The 16034-nt window shown below is 38.5% G+C and carries 17 protein-coding genes; 11 read left to right on the plus strand and 6 right to left on the minus strand.

All coding sequences use genetic code 11. From position 1 onward, the window contains the following. Window positions 1-144: 144 nt before the first annotated feature. Window positions 145-1482: an IS1380-like element ISCku8 family transposase gene (locus M5U24_RS05695; protein WP_099323988.1), complete on the minus strand. Its 1338-nt coding sequence runs from the start codon at window positions 1480-1482 to the stop codon at window positions 145-147. Between the two features lie 56 nt (window positions 1483-1538). On the opposite strand from M5U24_RS05695, the gene M5U24_RS05700 reads away from it, so the two are divergent. From M5U24_RS05700 to M5U24_RS05715, 4 genes are all read left to right on the plus strand, one after another. Then, window positions 1539-2150, plus strand: a complete 612-nt coding sequence (locus M5U24_RS05700; protein WP_197705248.1) for a 23S rRNA (pseudouridine(1915)-N(3))-methyltransferase RlmH — start codon at window positions 1539-1541, stop codon at window positions 2148-2150. Between the two features lie 438 nt (window positions 2151-2588). Continuing rightward, window positions 2589-2804 (plus strand): hypothetical protein, encoded by a 216-nt coding sequence (locus tag M5U24_RS05705; RefSeq protein ID WP_099326606.1) that lies wholly within the window; start codon window positions 2589-2591, stop codon window positions 2802-2804. Next, a complete protein-coding gene (locus tag M5U24_RS05710; protein WP_099326607.1) occupies window positions 2791-3354 on the plus strand; it encodes a hypothetical protein in 564 nt (187 codons plus the stop codon). The genes M5U24_RS05705 and M5U24_RS05710 overlap by 14 nt, the downstream gene beginning before the upstream one ends. 174 nt (window positions 3355-3528) lie before the next feature. Further along, the gene (locus M5U24_RS05715) at window positions 3529-3684 is read left to right on the plus strand and encodes a hypothetical protein (RefSeq protein ID WP_157820723.1); all 156 of its coding nucleotides are present in this window, start codon (window positions 3529-3531) and stop codon (window positions 3682-3684) included. A 260-nt stretch (window positions 3685-3944) separates the two neighbouring features. Here M5U24_RS05715 and cobM read toward each other — a convergent pair whose 3' ends face one another. From cobM to M5U24_RS05735, 4 genes are all read right to left on the minus strand, one after another. Continuing rightward, window positions 3945-4676 (minus strand): precorrin-4 C(11)-methyltransferase, encoded by a 732-nt coding sequence (cobM, locus tag M5U24_RS05720; RefSeq protein WP_099326608.1) that lies wholly within the window; start codon window positions 4674-4676, stop codon window positions 3945-3947. 53 nt (window positions 4677-4729) lie between these two features. Continuing rightward, window positions 4730-5095, minus strand: coding sequence for a hypothetical protein (locus M5U24_RS05725; protein ID WP_099326609.1), 366 nt, complete (start codon window positions 5093-5095; stop codon window positions 4730-4732). Window positions 5096-5362: 267 nt separating this feature from the next. Further along, window positions 5363-5770 carry a carboxypeptidase-like regulatory domain-containing protein gene (locus M5U24_RS05730; RefSeq protein ID WP_099326610.1) on the minus strand — a complete coding sequence of 136 codons (408 nt, stop codon included), beginning with the start codon at window positions 5768-5770 and terminating at the stop codon, window positions 5363-5365. Window positions 5771-6102: 332 nt separating this feature from the next. Next, the gene (locus M5U24_RS05735; RefSeq protein ID WP_099326611.1) at window positions 6103-7809 is read right to left on the minus strand and encodes a tetratricopeptide repeat protein; all 1707 of its coding nucleotides are present in this window, start codon (window positions 7807-7809) and stop codon (window positions 6103-6105) included. Window positions 7810-8109: 300 nt separating this feature from the next. On the opposite strand from M5U24_RS05735, the gene M5U24_RS05740 reads away from it, so the two are divergent. The 5 genes from M5U24_RS05740 to M5U24_RS05760 all read left to right on the plus strand — a co-directional run bounded on the left by M5U24_RS05740 (window position 8110) and on the right by M5U24_RS05760 (window position 12401). Further along, window positions 8110-8379, plus strand: coding sequence for an AbrB/MazE/SpoVT family DNA-binding domain-containing protein (locus tag M5U24_RS05740; protein WP_099326612.1), 270 nt, complete (start codon window positions 8110-8112; stop codon window positions 8377-8379). Next, complete coding sequence (locus M5U24_RS05745; RefSeq protein WP_099326613.1) at window positions 8376-8639, plus strand: DNA helicase; 264 nt, start codon at window positions 8376-8378, stop codon at window positions 8637-8639. The genes M5U24_RS05740 and M5U24_RS05745 overlap by 4 nt, the downstream gene beginning before the upstream one ends. Window positions 8640-8744: 105 nt before the next feature. Next, entirely contained in the window at window positions 8745-10250 is a 1506-nt protein-coding gene (locus tag M5U24_RS05750; RefSeq protein WP_099326614.1) for a 2-isopropylmalate synthase, read from the plus strand. A gap of 4 nt (window positions 10251-10254) precedes the next feature. Then, on the plus strand, window positions 10255-11739 hold the full coding sequence (locus tag M5U24_RS05755) for a shikimate dehydrogenase (RefSeq protein ID WP_099326615.1): 1485 nt from the start codon (window positions 10255-10257) through the stop codon (window positions 11737-11739). Window positions 11740-11837: 98 nt separating this feature from the next. Further along, on the plus strand, window positions 11838-12401 hold the full coding sequence (locus tag M5U24_RS05760; protein ID WP_099326616.1) for a shikimate kinase: 564 nt from the start codon (window positions 11838-11840) through the stop codon (window positions 12399-12401). Between the two features lie 89 nt (window positions 12402-12490). On the opposite strand, the gene M5U24_RS05765 is transcribed toward M5U24_RS05760, so the two are convergent. Beyond that, complete coding sequence (locus tag M5U24_RS05765; protein ID WP_099326617.1) at window positions 12491-12793, minus strand: hypothetical protein; 303 nt, start codon at window positions 12791-12793, stop codon at window positions 12491-12493. 580 nt (window positions 12794-13373) lie between these two features. On the opposite strand from M5U24_RS05765, the gene M5U24_RS05770 reads away from it, so the two are divergent. Together M5U24_RS05770 and M5U24_RS05775 are read left to right on the plus strand one after the other, a co-directional pair. Beyond that, on the plus strand, window positions 13374-13727 hold the full coding sequence (locus M5U24_RS05770; protein ID WP_099326618.1) for a diacylglycerol kinase: 354 nt from the start codon (window positions 13374-13376) through the stop codon (window positions 13725-13727). Window positions 13728-13858: 131 nt separating this feature from the next. Continuing rightward, the gene (locus tag M5U24_RS05775) at window positions 13859-15991 is read left to right on the plus strand and encodes a sulfatase-like hydrolase/transferase (RefSeq protein WP_099326619.1); all 2133 of its coding nucleotides are present in this window, start codon (window positions 13859-13861) and stop codon (window positions 15989-15991) included. Window positions 15992-16034: the final 43 nt, after the last annotated feature.

A 16034-nucleotide genomic window follows, 5' to 3' on the forward strand; every position in this document is an offset into this window, starting at 1 on the left:
ACTACTTTAAACAAAAAGACATGGGAAATTGTCGGAAACGTGCTCTCTGATGCAATGAAAATCAAGATAGGGATGTACTGTCTCCATCTGCGGTATACTTACCACTCTCAAAAGACTAAAAAAACGAAATACAACGTCGGTTTTCTACTGAAAAACTACATCCAGTGACATGCGTTCCCACTTTTCCCATTCCTCCTGATGGAGAAATTTCTCCGGCAATTTTAATGTCATCTGCCGGCTTCTCTCCACCAGTTTCCCTGCCACACGGATTAACCACAGTCTCATCGTCTTTACTTCCCACTTTTGTATCACTCCACCACTGAGCAATCCCATCCACTTCAAAAGATTATACGCTAACACCGCACACTGAAATAGCGCAGCATTGGCCAAAAATTCACCCGTACGTATGTGCCCCGCATTCATCTGTCCTTTACTCTCTTCTATCAAAGTCTCGCAGGTAGCCCTCTTTCCATAACAACGATGCGCTTCCATCGGACTTAACCGCTCCGTTGTAACGTAACAAAAATACTCATACACGGACACTTCTACTAATTTCTTTTCTCTTTTGACCAATTGCCGCACTGCCACAAAACGTCTCGCACGATCCCACCCTGCACATCGATACCAAAATTCAGCCTGTTCCCATCCTGGCTCCCCTTTCACCTCATTCCATTTCTGCCCTTCAAGCAATCCTTCCAGATTCTTCAGCTTTACCTTAATCAGATATCCCGCCAATATTGACTCAAGGTATTCAAGTAATTCTCCGGTAAAAAAACCGCTGTCTCCCCGAAATACCACCCTTACCCCCTTATTCATGTACGCCATACATTCCTTCATGAACTCTACTACTCCGTTACTCGTGTAGGCGCTTCCACAGCGGAACCAACTATGTAATACCTCCTTTGTTTCTGCAATAAATGCCATTAAGGGATGATACGCCTTCTGCCCCTTCTTGTGCGGATTATATCCTACCTCTGCACCCTCCTGTTTCCCATATACACCATCTACGGTAGAATCAACATCTATCCATACTTCGCAAAGAGCACTCCTGAGTTTATGGCCTGATCTCACCGCACGCTTCCATATCTTTCCCCTAAACCGGTGGATCACCCCCGTCAGTTCCACTATATCTCCCTGACTCGCCAGCTTCATAATACGTCCTATCGTAGTATCTACAGGTACCTCTTTCCACCCGGACATCTTCTTCAATACCTCATCTGTACACACCTTCATCACCTCTACCATCGATGTCGCCCCTGCTATCAACCCTATCACTACCATTTGTACCGCATCGACAAACTGATACCGGGCATTTGCTCCACGATCCTTATGGACCGCTTCATGGACTCTCTCCCGGAACATCAGCTTACCCATAAAATTCAATACCGGTAAAAGCCCTGCATGTACCGTTAAGCCTTTCCCGCTCATCTCTGCCTTGATTTTCGGTTGTCTTTTGCTGTATTTTTTTGCTATATTCTTCATCGAAATGGTGAATCTCCTTTCAGGTGTTTTTTGTTATCAATATACCGCCGAATACCTTGGAAATCCTACCATTTCAATCCTATTCCTGCAACAAGGCTTTGCCTTGTTTGCAGGATTTAGGAGATACTATTTCATTTCGTATTCGGATGTTATTCAATGTACGATTTACGGCAGGGGATGTTACGGATATTCACATGAAGATTGAACTTATAGTAACAGGGAAAACGGAAGATGACTATCTGAAGAGGGGGATATCCGTTTATGCAAACAGGCTAAAGCATTATTGCGCATTTAATATTGCAGAAATTTCTTCAGTAAAACCTATTAGCAGCAAATCGTCTGAAGATGTGAAGGAAAGAGAAGCAGTTGCTCTTGAAAAATTGCTGGCGCCAACAGACTTTGTTGTACTGTTGGACGAAAAGGGCAGAGAACTGACTTCTGTTGAATTTGCTGATTTTTTACAGCAAAAGATGAATACGGGTGTAAGGGCAGTTAAATTTGTCTCCGGCGGGGCATACGGCATTGCAACACAGATAAAAAAAAGGGCAAATTTTACGTTATCATTATCACTGATGACGTTTTCTCATCAGATGGTGCGCCTGTTTTTCGTAGAGCAACTTTATAGGGCAATGACCATTATCAGGAATGAAAAATATCACCACGAATGATTGAGATATAGTCAAACAAGTCAGGTTTTTGAAACTTAAACCGGCAAATGCAGGCGATTCGCACTACATTTTTAGAAAATCAGAAGCTTTTGGCTATAGTACCTGGTGTAAAATAATTATTTCCCTTGCCCTTTTACGGCAAAAATAGTAATTGCTGTAACAATTTAGTTTTTTGAAAAAGTAGGGGCGAAGCATTTGCCAGTTTGGGGAAGAACGCATTTGTGAAATTTATAGCGAATGCTTCGCCCCTGCACTATACGGCAAACATCATTATTATTGGAATTTATCAAAGAACTAAAGGGGAGTATTCCCGAACTAAAGTGTTACGAAAGAAAAAAAATGTCTATTCTACATGCTGCATTCATGCTGCATTCAGCTTACAATATAACAAAGGTTAATGCGTGGCCATTCGTGGCTAACTATTGAGGACTGTATGGTATGAGGCTGGACAAAGGGCAGATTGAAGTAGTGGACGATAAGGTTGCGGAGATACTCCGTGGAAAAACAGGCATGGAGCGATTACAAATAGTTTGGGATTTATGGACGTATTTTCAAAAGAGTCTGAGGGCATATTTAAAAAACCTTCATCCTGAATGGACTGATGAAGAATTGCAAAAAGAGATTATAAGGCGGATGACCCGTGGAACAAACTAAACTTATGCGTTTGATTGTTCAGGTGTTGGAATCCCTGGAAATACCGTATATGATTACTGGTTCTCACGCATCTGCATATTATGGTGAACCCCGTTTTACCATGGATATTGATATTGTCGCAGACCTGAAAGAAGAACAGATTGATGGATTTATCACATTCTTTCAGTCTGATGAATTTTATTGTGATAAAGAAACGATAAGGACTGAAATAAAAAGGCGGGGACAGTTCAATATCATCCACTCTACTTCAGGGTTAAAAATTGACATTATTTTGACAAAAGAAACCACTTTTTCTAAAACTGAATTTTCCAGGAGAAAAAGGGAATCACTGTTTATTGATAAAAAAGCGAACTTTACAACACCGGAAGATGTAATTATAAAAAAAATGGAATTTTATAAAGAGGGCGGTTCTGAAAAACACCTCCGTGATATTACCGGGATTCTCAAAATATCAGGTGACGTACTAGACATGAACTACATCGCCCAATGGGCAGACAGATTAGGCATTCGTGTTATATGGGATGCAGTATTAAGGCGACTGAAGGAATAATTGGTTTGTTTGTGTAGAAATTCTTGCTTTGGACTCGGGTAAATACTGATGTTATTCCGTGTCCTATTGAAAGGAGAATTGCACAATGGCAACAGGCAGATGGGTTATAGACGATCGCACACTAAAAGGAGAAGAGCTTAAGGCATATTTGGAAGCATAGAAGTATGGGATGAAATGGAAATTGCACGACTTGGCTGGACAGGAGGAGACGATTACAACCTTGCCTACTTTCGGCACACCGGCAAATGGCAGGACTGTTTATCAGGGACACTGGACGAATGCCTTCAGGCGATAAAAGATAATGAGTTTGGGTTGTTTTGGATTTTTTAATTTGAATTGTCTGACCAACCCCAATGGATTTGACTGGTAATTAAGAAAAGGCTGAAATGATTGAAAAAGCCGAATATGAGGAGCTTGAAAGCCTGATTTAATCAAAGAATGATTCGGCTGAAGATAAAGCAGAAAATTAAAAAGAGTCTGGTAGGTGAATGCCATTATCTTGGCTATACCCAACCCATATCTGTCCGCGTCTCAATTACAAAAGTATGGAGGGGATATGTATGCCATGTGAACGGTTACTGTTTTTATTTCTAACGAGCATTTTCACTATAGAGTATTGATCGCTCAAATTCCTTGTTTAGCACGTGTCCTACTATAATCATAGCTGTTTTTGTTATAGCCTCGTCTTTTACTAATTTATCAATGTGCGATAAGCATGAGCGAACGATTTTTTGTTGTGGCCAGGATGCCTTGTAGACAACTGCGATAGGACATTCATTTCCATAATGAGGAATGAGAATTTTTACAATCTCAGATAATTTTTCAATGCTAAGAAAAATACACAGTGTAGGAGTAGAGGCCGCGAGTTTGCTGAGGTGTTCTTTTTCCGGCATGGGAGTGTTGCCTTCCATTCTTGTAATTACAATCGTTTGGGTAACTCCTGGAAGCGTCAATTCCTGTTTTAATGCGGCAGAAGCGGCAACGAAAGAACTCACTCCCGGAATAATTTCATATAAAATCCCTAGTTCATCAAGCACACGCATTTGTTCCTGTATAGCGCCGTAAATAGCGGGGTCGCCGGAATGCAGACGAACGAGGTCTTTGTTTGCTATTTTTGCCTCTTTGAATACCTTTGTCATATTTTCCAGATTCATTTTCGATGAATCGTATTTTTTTGCACCGGATGGCAGGGCGGAGAGCAATTCCTCGTTTACCAGTGATCCTGCGAAAATACAATATTCTGCGCATTTAAGCAGATTAAAACCTTTTACTGTTATAAGATCTTTGTCACCTGGTCCAGCGCCAACAAAATATACTTTCATGAAAAAACTCCGTTTATAATGGGGAGGGTTAAAGGTATATTAACGGTATTCTATCAGTTTCCGTCTTTCCAATGAATTGAGTTTATGATAACTTTTTTTGATTCCTCGCCCACGATCTTAAATTGGCTATCTTTTATTACATAGGTAGAGGCAGATTTACTGCTGTTTCTTACCGTAATAATCCAATACGCACCGTCTTTGCCAACGGATTCCACTCTTCCGTTTTTTAAAGTGATAGTAACACTTAGCACCGCTTCGCCTTCGCTACCCGAGATTTGTCTTACATTGCTTATGGTAAAAACGCTGGGCAATCCTGCTTTTAACCGGATCTGCTGAGATCCTACATCGATAAATTGTCCATTTGCAATAACTGGCATAGTAAACAATAAAAATAGAAACAAAATAATTTTGCAATTCATTTCCTGCTCCTTTTCTCTCTTTTCCCGAATATTTTGTTGTTTATACGGATATGATTTATTATTAAATTTTCCCTGTTATACCCATTTTCCCGTAAAGATTTCAAATAAATCCTTATTTTAAGCACCTGCCTTCTTCATATTTCCATTCTTCGGCATGATTACTTTCGGTATATATACTTACAAAAAAACGCATAAGCCAATTTATTAATTTTAAATCAGACTTATGCGTTTTATTTAACAGGAAAATGAAGTTGCAGGGGTTGTTTACTATTTCTTTCCTGAAGATTCGATCTCTATTTCGGCAAATTTCGCCCTTCCGCTTTTCAATTTTACGGTAGCTTTTGAATTTTTAAAATTTTTCTTTCCCGCCGTCAATTTATAAGTATCTTCTTTCAAATTATCAAATTTAAATTTACCGTTGCTGTCTGTATTAACCTCATCCTTCATCCCTGTATTTTTCCCTTTCAGTTGTACCTGGGCAGCCTGCATGTATGACATATAACATGATTGAAAATATACTACCGTGCCATAAATAGACCCCTTTTTACTGCAAGCATTCTCAACGCTATTTGTGAGTCCTTTTTCTCCATCCGTGCCTGCCTTGAGGGATAACACAAGCGATATAATCAATACACCAACCATAGGTAAAATAAACAAAAATTTACGTTTTTTCATAGAACTGTTCTCCTTTGCTTTATGTTAAAAAGATTGAATGTACAAATGGTAGAATAATTATGTTTAATTCGAAGGCTAATTTGAATTATCGGGCTATCGTCGAAACACCTTAATAAAAATCCGGCTTATTATATAAACCCTAATAGATAAGTCAAGACAAAAAAAAAGAGGTTAAAAGCGTTTTACCTGTAATTACCATTTCGAGGAATGAAGTATCGTGAAATCTTTGTCCGGATCAGGCTACGAGGGGGGGATTCTCGTTCTACGCTGAATGAACGCCGTCTAAGTGGTGATTTCATGACTATTTGTGACCAAAGAAACTATTGAATGCTTCATTCTTCTTCCGCTTTAAATGATTTCAGACTGTTGTAGATTCTCTCTTCAGTTTGAGCTTCCAGATCCATGTCTTTTTCTTTGTAAAGTAGCCATAAATTGTGGTGTGCGTCAATATCATCAGGGTCAATATCAATTGTTTTTGAAAATGCCGCAATTGCCTCATCGAGCCGCCCGAGTTTTTTATAGGTTTTCCCTAAATTGAAATAGGCATTCACGAAATCCGGGTCAATAATGACTGCTTGTTCCCAACAGGCAAGGGCAGAATTATACTTATTCTTTTTTGTATATGCATTTCCTAATTTGTAATATACCAATGAATTAACCGGGTGGCCTTCTACAATTTTTTCCCATGTTTTTATCGCTTTGTCGATGCTGCCTTTGGCTTCGTAAGCGTCCGCAAGATTATTCAATGTAGTATAATCATCAGGATTTGTTTCAAGCACCTTTGACCACATGGAAATAGCATTATCAATTTTTCCTTGATTATAAAGCGCAACGCCCAGATTAAAGTATGCGTCTGTGTTTGTTGGATTTATTTCTATAGTCTTTTTCCATGCACGGATAGATTTGTCTACATCACCAATTTCAGCGGCCAGTTCACCATAATTATAATACGCTTCTTCATACGAGGGGTCATCGGAAAAGGCGCTTTCATATGCGGATAAAGCTTTGTCAGGCATGTTAATTTTTGTATAGATTTCTCCAAGTTTAAAATGTGCGGGGGCAATGGCATTGCTTATTGCTATTGCCTTTTCAAGCGATGCTATGGCTTCTTTTGAGTTGCCTTCTTTACTTAAAATTAATCCAAGGTTATAGTGTGCTTCGGCAAAATCCGCTCTTAGTTTCAGAGCGGTTTCAAAAGCATCTTTTGCCTCGTTTAAATTATTATGTGCAAAGAGTGCAATACCCAGGTTGTTATAGGCGTCTGTGTAATTATTTTTTAATTTGACAGCAGTTTGGTGTGCAGAAATGGCCTTTTCAATTTCGTTCATCTCATAGTAAATAATACCTAAGTAATTGTGTGCTTCAGCATCCCTGGGATTCAAATCAAGTGTTTTTTGGAACTCTGTAAGCGCTTTTTCCGGCATGTTTTTTTTGTAAAATGCAAGTCCCATGCTAAAATGAAAATCAGGATTGTTTGAATCGAGCTTGATTGCTTTATTTAAATAGTCAAAGCTCTCATTGATTTTGTTTGTTTCAAGGTATAAAAGTGCCATAGTGTAGTATGCTTCCGCCATAGAAGGATTTAATTTCAGGCACTCTTTTAAAGCGGAAAATGCCTCTGTATATTCATTTTTCTTTTTGTATAAAAGACCCAGGTCGTTGTATGCCTCAGCTTTTCCTTTAAAGTTATATTTGTCGTAGTAAGAGATGGCATTATTTAGTTCATTCATTGCTTTACTAAATTGATTAATTTCTAAGTAAGCCTTGCCTAAATAATGGTGCAATTCTCCATCTTGCCGGATACCCTGCAATGCAAAATTAAATTCGTCAATGGCTTCCTCGGTCATGCCTTTTTTGAAATAGGTAATACCTAAAGTTTTATGTTCCTTTGCTGACAATGCGCCGGTCAATTTGTCGGTTATTGAACCGATATATCCGCCTTTTATGTTTTTTTTATCTTTAGTATCGTATGGAGAGCTGCATGCCATCGGGAAGAAAAGAAGAATGTAAGCTACCCAGAAATATTTCTTAATGATCATTGGTTTTTAAGTAAAAAATAAAATTAAGCCTTCAGCGACTTTTTTGGATGAAATATTTCAACGCAGGGGCGATCCGGCAGGGATTGAAGATCTTCAACCCCTCCTTTATCAGTTCCTTGCTCTAAATCTTACCAGTATTTACAAGGCATTCAAGGAAATTCATTTACTTTTTGCTTGTATCTGTTTTTGTTTCCTGTGACTTTCCGGATAAAATAAAAAGTAATGGTGGAATTGGAAACGGTAGTATAGTAAGATATTCTTACCATTTATCATATAATTTACAATTGGAGATACGGAAATATGAAGGTGTTGACAATATCATCCAAAGGGCAAATTGCAATACCAAAGGAGATAAGGGATTTTTTGCATATCAAAGAGGGCGACAGACTGGTTTATAAGATAGACAGGGGCAGGATTGTATTGGAGCCTGTAGTAAGCGTCCCACGTTCACAGTCGTACTTCTGGACACCCGAAGTACAGGAGAAGGTTAAAAATGCTGATGAGAATTTTAAGACGGGCAATTTCAAGACGTATAAGGTAGATAAATTTATAAAGGAATTAAAGGCGTGAGCGGGTATCTTATTGCCGTAGAACCCGAATTCTTCCCACAGTACGACAGTCTGCCTAAAGAGATAAAGAAGAAGTTTAAGAAACAATTAACCTGTCTGAAAGGCAATCCAAAGCACAATTCATTACAGATGCACAAACTTGAAGGTACGGACTTCTGGGAATTTTATGTTGATAAGGGCTATCGCTGTGTCTTTAAACTAGAGGGTAATGTTTTCAAGCTTTATTTTATAGGGACACATAAATTGATTGATAATTTTTAATAATTAAAGTTTGTCTTTTATCCTATGTATAGTGTAAAAAACAAAAAACTAAAGTGTTACAAAAACTTTGAAGGTCTCATTTAATTATATTGGCAAAAGGATGTTATGGATAATATCATTATTTTTGATACAACTTTGCGTGATGGGGAACAGTCGCCAGGCGCCAGCCTTGATATTGGGGAAAAGCTACAGATAGCACGACAGTTGGCATTGTTAAATGTTGATGTAATTGAAGCGGGCTTTCCGATTGCGTCTCCGGGCGATTTTCAGTCCGTGAGCAATATAGCAAAGGAAATTCGCGGTGTTTCCATTGCTGCACTTGCCCGCGCAATGGAAAAGGATATAGACAGTGCGGCAAAGGCATTGGAAAAAGCGGAAAAGCCTCGGATTCATATTTTTCTCGCCACTTCCGAGATTCACAGAAAATACAAATTGCTTAAAGCAAAAGATGAAATAATTAATTTGGCAGTGAAGGCTGTTGCTTATGCCCGAAAATTTGTTGAGGATATAGAGTTTTCTTCGGAGGATGCTTCCCGCACGGAGATGGATTTTCTTGCCCAGGTCGTTGAGTCTGTTATTGCAGCAGGCGCCACAACCGTTAATATTCCCGATACTGTTGGTTATGCAGTGCCCGAACATTATGCGTCAATAATTACCGGATTAAAAGAAAAGGTAAAGAATATCAGCAAAGCTGTTTTAAGCGTACATTGTCATAATGATCTTGGTTTGGCAGTGGCTAACTCATTGGCGGCGGTAAAAGCAGGCGCAAAACAAGTGGAATGCACCATGAATGGATTGGGGGAACGGGCGGGGAATGCCGCTTTGGAAGAGGTAGTTATGGCGATAAAAACACGTCAGGATTACTATCGCTGTTCAACTCGCATCAAAACAAGGGAATTAACAAATTCAAGCCGGCTTGTGAGTGTGTTAACGGGGATGCGTGTTCAGAGGAATAAGGCAATTGTAGGCGAAAATGCGTTTGCACATCAATCCGGCGTCCATCAGGATGGTGTGCTCAAGGAGAGAACCACATACGAAATTATGCATCCAGAAGACATTGGACTTCAGAAAACAAAAATCGTGTTAGGGAAATTATCAGGCAGGCACGCTTTTAAAGAAAGAATTAAGGAGTTAGGGTATGATTTGACGGAGATTGAATTTGAAAAGGCTTTTGAAGAATTCAAACGGCTTGCTGACAAGAAGAAGGAGATATTTGATGAAGAAATAGAAGCTATTATCGATACGGAAAAGATGGAAATTCCTCACATTTTCCAGTTAGAAAGTTTAAGCATTAGCTGCGGGCCAAATGTTGTGCCAACTGCAGGCGTTCGGATCAGATTGAGTGATGGAAGTGTTGCTGATAATGCGACAATAGGCGACGGCCCCATAGACGCGCTTTTTAAGGCTATCGATCTTGCTACCGGAATTTCAGGTAAGTTACTTGATTATCATATTCAGGCTATTACCAGTGGAAAGGACGCCATGGGCGAGGTTTACGTAAATGTTGATATACACGGGAAGAATGTGAAAGGCCGTGCGGTAAGTACTGACATCATTGAGGCGAGTGCAAAAGCCTATTTAAATGCATTAAATAAAGTGGCTGCAAAATAAACCCATGATCTGTGTACCAATAGTTGCAAATAATAATAACGATGCCATTCACGACATGGAATGTGCATCAAAAATTGCCGATGCTGTCGAGTTGCGTATTGATTACATTCATGATTTGAATTTACGGCAGATACTGGGAAAATGTACGAAGCCTGTTATCGTCACAAACCGTCCGGTTCGGGAAGGGGGAAAGTTCAGAGGAACTGAAGAAGAAAGACTACAATTGCTGAAACAGGCAATACAACTGCAAGCCGATTATGTAGATATAGAACATGACAGCATCCGGAACGTTAAAAAAAACGGAAATGCCCTGTTTGCCGCCAGCAAAACTAAAATAATTGTCTCTTATCATAATTTCAGGGAAACTCCTGAAAATCTTTCGGAAATATACAATACATTATTTCAGAGTGGTGCTGATATTGTAAAGATTGTTACTCATGCGAATTCGATAACCGATAATATTAAAATATACCAGCTTCTTCAGCAGTCAAAAATACCCATAATTTCATTTTGTATGGGCGAATACGGAATAATCAGTCGTATATTATATAAAATATTTGGCAGTTATTTGACTTTTGCATCACTTCAGAAAGGAAAAGAATCCGCCCCCGGCCAAATCAATATCGAAGAACTTTTAAATAGGTATAATATTAAAAACCAAAACAAGCATACCGCAGTGTATGGTTTAATTGGCAATCCTGTTTCTCACAGTATTAGTCCAGTGATTCATAATGCACTTTTTAAAGAAATAGGCATGAATTGTGTTTATGTTCCTTTTAAAGTGGATGAAATTGGCAGATTTATTTCTGAATTTAAAAAATTAAATATTTCAGGGTACAGCGTTACTATTCCTCATAAAGAATCGATAATAAATTATCTTGATGACGCGGATCCGATTGCCAAAAAAATTGGTGCGGTAAATACTGTGGTAAACAAAAATAACCGTTTGATAGGTTTTAATACTGATTTGGAAGCTGCCGTTACCGTGCTCGCAGAGGTTGCGAATGTATCTGGCCATACTGCAGCGGATGCTTGCTTTAAAAACAAGCATGTTACTATTATTGGAGCAGGGGGTGTTGCACGTGCGATTGCCTTTGGGTTAAAAATGTATGGCGCCGATATTACACTCGTTAGTAGAAATCACAATCGTATGCAATCACTTGCCGGCGAAGTTGGTTGTTCCTTTACCAATAAGAATGGTTTGCAAAATTTGGAAACGGACATATTCGTTAATGCAACACCGGTGGGTATGTATCCCTCAATAAATGAGACGCCCGTTGATAGAAAACTTTTGAAGCCGAATATGATTGTTTTTGACACTATTTATAATCCTCCCGAAACGAAATTAATAAAAGATGCAAAGGAAATAGGCTGTAAAACGGTGGGGGGGATGCCTATGTTTATTCGCCAGGCAGCAGCGCAGTTTAGATTGTGGACGGATACAGAACCACCTCTGAATATAATAGAAAATATTGCATACAATGCCTAGCAAATACGTTTTGATGTCGGGTTTTCTCATACTGAAGTAAGGGATATGGACGTTCGTTTAATGTTCATTGATAATAAACGTATTAATGAGGATCAGGATTGAACATTTTTTTAATTGGTTTTCGAGGCACCGGAAAAACTTCTGTAGGCAAAATACTCGCTCAACGATTAAATAGGAAATATATTGATGCGGATGAGTATTTGGAGCAAAAAGAAGGAAAAACCATAAAAGACATATTTGAAGAATGCGACGAAGGGAAATTCCGGGAAATAGAATCGGACGTAATTGCTGAGTTGTGTTTGCAAAATAACACGGTTATTGCTACCGGCGGGGGAGTGGTTATTAAAGAGGAAAATGTAAAGAGGATGAAAAAGTGCGGTGTTGCCATTCTTCTGGAAGCGGATGCTGATACTCTGTATAAACGAATAAAAGGAGACATTACCTCAACTACTAAAAGGCCTGGCCTGACAAATTATGGGGAATATCAGGAAATCCGGTATCTTTTGGGAAAAAGAAAACCATTATATGATAAGACGGCTGATTTTGTTGTAAACACCGGAAAGATGTCAATAGATGAAGCGGCAGGTAAAATAGCGTCTTTTATAGAAAATTATGTGATGGATTTTGATAAAGGGCAAGATCCTTCTCTGACAATGCAATAAATTGAAATTCATTGCAGGCACTGGTTCTCTAACACCTTTCCCGATGATTTGATATTAAAATGTACCGTATAAATTTTGTTTAATAGGAATTATGACCTGGTGCTGTTTATTTCCTTAACTAATTTTCTGATTAATTTTTCATAAGATTTAACAACGTTTTCTTTCGCATTTGTATCAATGCGTTTTAATGGGTTCTTTTCGATCAGTGCCAGGAGGGAATCGGTAGCATTTGAAATAGTAACGGCGGAAGTTTTATCAAATAATGGAGATTTTAATAGTTTCGATTCCGGCGACGTATCACTTGATATCCCATTTTTTTTCGTTGAAGACTTTTTGCCTGATGTAGATTTCTTGGGCTGCCTGCCTGATGCAGATGTGTTTTTTTTGTTCATATTTTCCTCTTTCCCGCCTCTGAAAATTTTTTATTTACTCATTTAACGCAAGGAATATCAATTTTTTTGTAGAGACGCATTGCATGCGTCTGGAAACTACTGCACGTAATGAAAATGTTGACACAACAGAGAGGCACATGCAATGCGTCTTTACATCAACATCAACAACAGTCATCATGCCGCTATAGCGGCATGATGACTGTTGTACAAAAGCAGCTTTTTGTAAAAAGAAAAACTCTGTACATATACATGTACAATGTATATGTATATAGATACTAACTACCAAAATCAACATATTTTTCATTTGGTTTTACTGAGGCATTACATACAATAAAAATATGCGCATTTTGTTATTTGAAGTTTTTAGCCCTTTTTTTAACAGAAAATAAAAATATGAAAATTCATCTATCTTTAATAAAAGTAGGCATTTCAGGAATATATCACACTCAATAATTCGCATCGCACGTAATTGACCGTAATTTTCATTTGTGTCTGTCTTTTGTATTCCTTCTGAAATGATGAAACATTGGGTGGGGATGCAATCATCTGTTTAATTTTTTTTAAATAAATAAGTAAAAATATGAAGCGTTTATGGAATGCCCTGATGTATTCTCTTTTTGGGTTAAAAGATACCTTCGTCATGGAACGTGCTTTTAGACAGGAGATAATTGCTACAAGTATATTGCTGCCTCTTGCGCTATACATAAAGGTTTCGCTCTGCTTAAAACTTCTGTTAATCGTTTGTAATATTACCGTGCTTATCGTCGAACTTTTGAACACTTCTTTGGAATTAATAGCCGATATTGTTTCTCCCGGATTTAATATTAAAGTAAAACATGCGAAAGACTGCGGGAGCGCCGCTGTTTTCCTGAGTCTGGTAAGTTGGTTTATTGTATGGATGGTTGCTTTTTCCCAATGGTTATGTGCTCTATAGCAGTAAACAGAAAGATATAAGCATGGAAACGTACATAAGAGGGAGAAATAACTATCAATACGTTTACGTTTTCGCCCACTTTATATACACACCGTTTATAGTAGTCCTTATTTAATTTAGTTGCTGTATCTATGAAAAGACATTATTTCAACAAAGCATTTGTTACGCCAATAATACTCATGTGGGTGTTTATGAGCGTGCCCAGGCTTTGGTATTTTTACCGGGGAGGGCTGCCGGCAGATACTACGATACTTACCGGCGGAGTCTATCCGTTTATTCTCGGCTTTATGCGAGACGGGGCTTTTGCCTGTTCTGTTCTTATCCCCGTACAGTTTTTATATCTGCTCAAAGTGGCAGATATAATGCCGGACAAGATAATAAAAATTTTCGGGATTTCATTAAAAGTATTTTTCTCCGTACTCCTTGCAATCATGATGGTCAACGTAGAGTTCTTCAGATATTTTGGCTTTCATTTCAATAGTACCCATTTTAGTTTCCTCAATTACACAGGCCATATTTCAAGCTCATTTTTTGAATTTTCTAATCCTTTATGCATGGCTTTTGAACTTCTTATTTTCCCTGGAATATTTCTTTTTTTTAGTTTGGTTATTTCAATAAAAAAATTTGAAAAGGTGTTTTTATCCCGTTACTCATTCTCAATCTCACTTTTTATTCTGCTTGCTGGAATAGTTGTTCAATATGTTCCGTTAAAAACGGCGCTCATTACCAATTTGACGGAAAACTATAACATCGCCTTTGTAAAACACCTGGTTTTTGGAGATGAAATAAAGAGCAGACATTCCAAGGATATTGAGAAAATATTGGATACACTTCCGCTTAACGATGACCGGATAAAGAATCAGCCATGGGTATATCCAGACCCCGATTATCCTCTATTAAAGGCAACCTTGCACCATTTATGTAAACTTGGGAAATTGCCGGAGGCAGTATGCAATGAAGACAAAGACGGCGACGGTTATGTCTTGAAAGATGATTGCAACGATTATGACCCTAATATTCATCCCGGAGCATATGATATTCCTAGAAATGGAATTGATGAAGATTGTTCCGGGTGTGACGCCGAACCGCCAAACATTATATTTGTTCATTGGGAAGGTGTGCGGGCAGTAAATGTAGATTGCATTGGTTATTCCGCGCCGTCCACCCCGAGGTTTTGCGACATTTGCACAGAGAATGGAGTACTCTTCACGAATGCTTATTGCAATGGCGTTCAGACAAGGTGGTCTCTCATTTCGGTATATTGTTCCATACTTCCCCGTCTTTCAACTGAATGGATATTCCAATATAACATTGATTTGAATTTGTTGTCTTTTCCTGAAATCCTGAGAAGAAGGGGATATGAAACGATTTATGTTCATGGAGGCAATATTGGGTTTTCAAACAAATTAAGCCGGTTTGCCGGATGGTTTGAAACCAGGTACGACCGTACAAATGCACCAATAAAAGATATGGAAATGTTTAACTGGGGGTTAAAAGACAGGGATTTATTTGAATTTGCGTACAGTGCTATGGAGAACCGTGAAGATCCAAGGCCTTTTTATATGACAATTGCGACACTTTCCATGCATCATCCTTTTAAATTGCCTGAAAAGGAATTTGAAATGAACGATCATAACGATGTGAAGAATCAATTATCAAATATTGCAATATATTCTGACGATGCACTGGGCGATTTCCTGGAAAAGGTATTATCAAGTGAAAAACTGGAAAATACCATCATTATTGTGACGAGCGACCACGGCATTAATTGGTTCTATCCCCACCCGGAAAGAGAACAAAACATATTATGGGAAGACCTCGTATGGATACCTATCGCTCTTATTGGGAAAAACTGGAATATTGATACCGGACAAAAAATCAGTGAAGTCAGACAATTGGCAGACATAGGGCCAACAATCCTTGACCGATTAGGCATAGAAATCCCAAATCCATTTATTGGACATTCTCTTCTGAGGCGTTTTAAGAATCGGGATGCGAGGGCATTTTTTGCGACGGCGAATGGTGGGGCATCAGCGGGAATCCGGTTTAAAAATCATAAATATTTTACTCACTTTGATTCAAAAAAAGAATATTTATATGATATTGAGAACGACAGGGAAGAAAAGTTTAATCTATGTGAGGATTCTCGTTACAAAGAACAGCTTGAATTGTACAACAGTATGGTATCAGATGTGTACTCGCAAAGTACGGAACTTATTAAAGATGACAGAATCTGGAATTGGGAGTATTGGATAGAATATTAAATAAAAAACGATACGTATGATAAATATAGTAGTTCTGATAGGT

Source organism: Candidatus Kuenenia sp. (genome assembly GCF_027493735.1).
GTDB classification, from domain to species: domain Bacteria; phylum Planctomycetota; class Brocadiia; order Brocadiales; family Brocadiaceae; genus Kuenenia; species Kuenenia stuttgartiensis_A.